At 48.6% G+C, this 4,021-nt stretch carries 5 protein-coding genes; all 5 read right to left on the bottom strand.

The genetic code is table 11. From position 1 onward, the window contains the following. Window positions 1-98: 98 nt before the first annotated feature. Window positions 99-764, bottom strand: a complete 666-nt coding sequence (locus Q376_RS24775; protein ID WP_155834259.1) for a hypothetical protein — start codon at window positions 762-764, stop codon at window positions 99-101. A gap of 375 nt (window positions 765-1,139) precedes the next feature. Next, window positions 1,140-1,592, bottom strand: coding sequence for a hypothetical protein (locus Q376_RS24770; RefSeq protein ID WP_155834257.1), 453 nt, complete (start codon window positions 1,590-1,592; stop codon window positions 1,140-1,142). Between the two features lie 259 nt (window positions 1,593-1,851). Further along, window positions 1,852-2,559: a hypothetical protein gene (locus Q376_RS24765; RefSeq protein ID WP_155834255.1), complete on the bottom strand. Its 708-nt coding sequence runs from the start codon at window positions 2,557-2,559 to the stop codon at window positions 1,852-1,854. Continuing rightward, window positions 2,552-3,199: a hypothetical protein gene (locus tag Q376_RS0109220; RefSeq protein WP_027350069.1), complete on the bottom strand. Its 648-nt coding sequence runs from the start codon at window positions 3,197-3,199 to the stop codon at window positions 2,552-2,554. The genes Q376_RS24765 and Q376_RS0109220 overlap by 8 nt, the downstream gene beginning before the upstream one ends. Before the next feature lie 402 nt (window positions 3,200-3,601). Continuing rightward, the coding region (locus Q376_RS25045; RefSeq protein WP_162177900.1) for a hypothetical protein at window positions 3,602-4,021 on the bottom strand (420 nt) is incomplete at its 5' end.

Genomic DNA, 4,021 nt, shown 5'->3' with positions numbered 1-4,021 from the left:
GGCTCAGCTCGCCTTGGGACGCAAGCCTCGCGCCCTGGTAGCGCTGGTCGCCTTCGCTTGCCTGTTCAACCAATCCATGCCGCCACTTCCTGCGATGACTACTCTCGCGGTTTTGCGGGATTTTTCTCCACAAACTCTATGAAACGTTTATATAAAACAGGATATTTCGCCTTTAGTCCCGTTCCCGTGTCATCGAAATAATTCGTCATATTGGCCAGTTTTTCACAGCGCTCGATACACTCGAACCAGGGCTGTCCCGACCAGTCGCCTGTATTATCGAGCTTAAACCTAGTCAGTTTCTCTCGAAAGAACCAGCGCCGTTGATTTTTAAGAGCTTCCCATCCGTAGGCATGGTTATCAGGATTAATATAAATACGCAAGACGTAGCTTCCCCCTTTAGCCTTTGGGTTGAGAGAATCACAATCTCCTCTTCTGATTCTCTTGGAGTCTGCATAAAACTCTATCATACACCTTTCTGCATCATATTCTTGGGAGCCGATCAGGTAGCGTCCCTTTACTACATGCGTTACTTCCCAGCGGTAGTCTCTTTTCAACGCAGGCCTTTCCATTCCATCACTAAGCGGCGGAATGACATTACCTAATGGCGCATCCATGTCCTGCTTGACCGCGAAGACAGGGTAATCATCAGGATCCGCGCGAAAGATATTGTCATCGGCGACAAAATTGTCCTCGGTCCCTGCCGACATATAGTCCTCATAAGAAGCACAGCCGCCCAGCAAGCTCGCCAACAGGAGACTAGTCACCAAACTTATACCTTTCAGGGTACAGATCGATATAGGGTTTATAAAACTGATCAAAACTATGCTCCCAAGGCAATAATGGCACTATATAAGCATTCGGATTGAGCGCTTTACCCAAGACGCCGCCGTTGACCAAATCGCCAGCGCCAATGGTCAGCGTCGCGTTATGGGCAGAGATATTACAAAGGTAGCGAGAAAAGGTGCACCACTTTGGCTAAACCGTTGAAAGCAAGATAGTGGGGGCTCAACGCCCCAAGACTATGGCTCGAGGTGAGCCGCGCGCGCCTTGCGAAACTGCGCTCGGCCTCTACCCTCAACGGTTCGCGGTAAGGAACGAGGAACTCTACTTGACCTCGAGAATGGAATAATTGGTGACCATCAGAGTCGAGGTTGGACGATCACTCGTCTTCCATTTTTTTCAACATATGCTTTTAAAAACACATCAATCCACTTATTGCGTAACTCTTCAGGCATGAGATCTGTTTTTTTCACAAATGCAATACGATGTACTCCATCATTGCCACGCAACAGCCTGACGATTTCATGCTGGGCCGGATACAAATCACAGGCAGAAGCTGTCCATTCATACATCACGCTGTTACGCTCTTCATTAATCACTGTCCAGGTCGCATCAGGACATTGTTCGCGAATTCCAGCCATTAGAAGATACATTGCCCGTTCTGGCGAGACATATACATCTTCAAAAAATTGGATCGTAAATAGCTCGCTCCACGACTCGACCGACTCCCCTGGACGAACAAACTCGACCAATGTGGCATGTCGGTCATCTCTCAACCAGCCTCTCTCGAATTCGCCGGCGCCAGTAGGCACGAATGCCGTCTCCAGCGGACGAACGCATCCGGTTACCAGTAAGGTCATTATCAATAACAATAGACGAAAATATCGCACAGTATCACTCCATTTTTAAAATCATGTGCCATACTACCGATACGACGCTTCACCCTTACGGTGCTATGTATGCCTATACGGTAAAATCGGGTAGCCTAGGTAGCTCAATGCAATATCGATCTCATCGAAGGGCAGTCCCTGTATATCGTAATTCAGTACCTCAAGCTCAGCGGCGGCGCAGTTACATTTTCGCTCCTTTGAGATAGTTGGTACTCAGAACCCCTGGACTATGGCCTATGGTGAGACCGCCGTATCCTTCATCTATGAAACCTTTATACATGATCGGATATTTTGCTTTGAACCCCGTTCTAGTATCGTCAAAATAATTCGTCATATTGGCTAGTTTGTCACAGCGTTCGATACACTCGAACCATGGTTGTCCCGACCAGTCGCCCGTATTATCGAGAAGGAATTTTGTCAGCTTTGCCCTCCCAAACCAGCGCTCTTGATTCTTAATGGACTCCCATCCATAGCCATGACCATTGGGATTGATGTAAATACGCGAAAAATACTGGCTCCCTCTTGCCTTAGCAGAAGGAAAGTCACAATCCCTGGTGGAAACATTGTTTCCAGGTCTATCTGCATACCACTTACAGTCAACATAGTCATATTCGTTTGACCCTATCAAATAACGCCCTTTCACCACGTGCGTCACTTCCCAACGATACGTTTTTTCCAATGGTGGCTTTTGCACCCCCTTACTGATCGGGGGGATAACGAATATCCATGGTGCCTCCAAATTCTGCTTGACCGCGAAGACCGGATAATCATTTGGGTCTACACGGAAGATATTATCATCCGCGACGAAGTTATCCTCGGTGCCTGCCGATATATAGTTCTCATAAGAGGCGCAGCCACTCAGCAGGCCCGCCACCAGAAGACTAGTCATCGAACACATACCTTTCAGGGTACAGATCGATATAGGGTTTATAAAACTGATCAAAATTATGCTCCCAAGGCAATAATGGCACTATATAAGCATTCGGATTGAGCGCTTTACCCAAGACGCCGCCGTTGACCAGGTCGCCAGCGCCGATGGTCAGGGTGGTATTGCTCGAAGCGATATTGCCAAACGGCAAGGAGAAGAGAAGGGCTCCCTCAAGCAAACCATTAGTGGCCATATAGTTGGCGCTCAAAACCCCCAGGCTATGGCCCATGGTGTAGCCGCCGAACCCTTGCGATGCCAAGTGTGCCTGTACGGTAGAATCGGGCAGCCCTTGGTAGCCCAGGGCGATATCGATCGCATCGAAGGGTAACCCTTGGATATCGCGATTCAGTACTCCACGCTCACCTATAAAATTGTTATGGCGATAGCCATCATCCGTCGCACTAAACCGTGTTCCCACGCTGGGTAACTGCGCTCCGATGATCGAGCCACTCATCAGCGCCCAGTTGAGCTGCTCGTCACTCAAGCCGATGCTCTCGGCGAATTCACTCTGCACTTTGCCCATGGACTGCTGAGCACCAAGCAGCGCGATGCGATTGCCCACCACGTCCCAGGCGCCATTCGCCACGCTGGTGCCGATCACTTTCGCGCTGTTGATGGGATTGTTGTAATAATAGAAAACAAACTGACACTCTATTATTCTTTTTTCAGCTAATGGTACAAGACCGGCTAGGCCTTTCCGTATCTTCGAAGCGCCAACTAAGGATCGTACCGTTCGGATCGACCAGTAACGAATATCGGCAGTGTGGAGTCCATTCGATGAAATAGCGAGTATTGGGAGCCTCCTGATCCACTCGGTAGTAAATCGCCTCCTCTTTGGGGATATAATATCTATACCTACTTCCTATTTCACTTAGGCTTTTATTTGGATCAAATTTTGTCCCAATCAAACTGTCCCTGCTTTCTTTCCAGTAACTATGATAACACCCAGCCACAATAAAAAAACACGCCAACACTAATGAAATTAACATACCCCTTGTGACTTTCATCTATCATTCTCCCTGGATTGATCAATCGTTGGCTTGAGCCAATAGTATTGGTCGGCAAGGCTGCCATAATTCAATATTAGCGCAGGGGGCATGGATCCAATGTTTGTCGCCATGTTTGTCATTTCTTTTACATCCAGCCAGTTCATCCAGGTGTCGTGAAGCGTAGCGAAAGAGTTGAATCCTGGTACGGCATTCAAGGCGTTGCTAATCGGTGTTCCGTGGCAGATAGAGAAAGCTGACGCGCATGCTTTATTAAGCCCAATGTTTTTCCCTTCGCGCACAACCTCCTCAAGACTAACTGTGGGTACGCGAAAGAAGCCATCTTCTGGAGTGGGAAGAAATTCTGCCCCCTCTGGCCTGTCTACGCCGGGCCGCAGGTCTGGCTCTCGACCGACCCAATATCGATACGCCTCTCC

Origin of the sequence: Halotalea alkalilenta DSM 17697 (assembly GCF_000621205.1) — a bacterium.
Taxonomy (GTDB): Bacteria; Pseudomonadota; Gammaproteobacteria; order Pseudomonadales; family Halomonadaceae; genus Halotalea; species Halotalea alkalilenta.
This window is presented reverse-complemented; position numbering and strand designations above follow the sequence as displayed.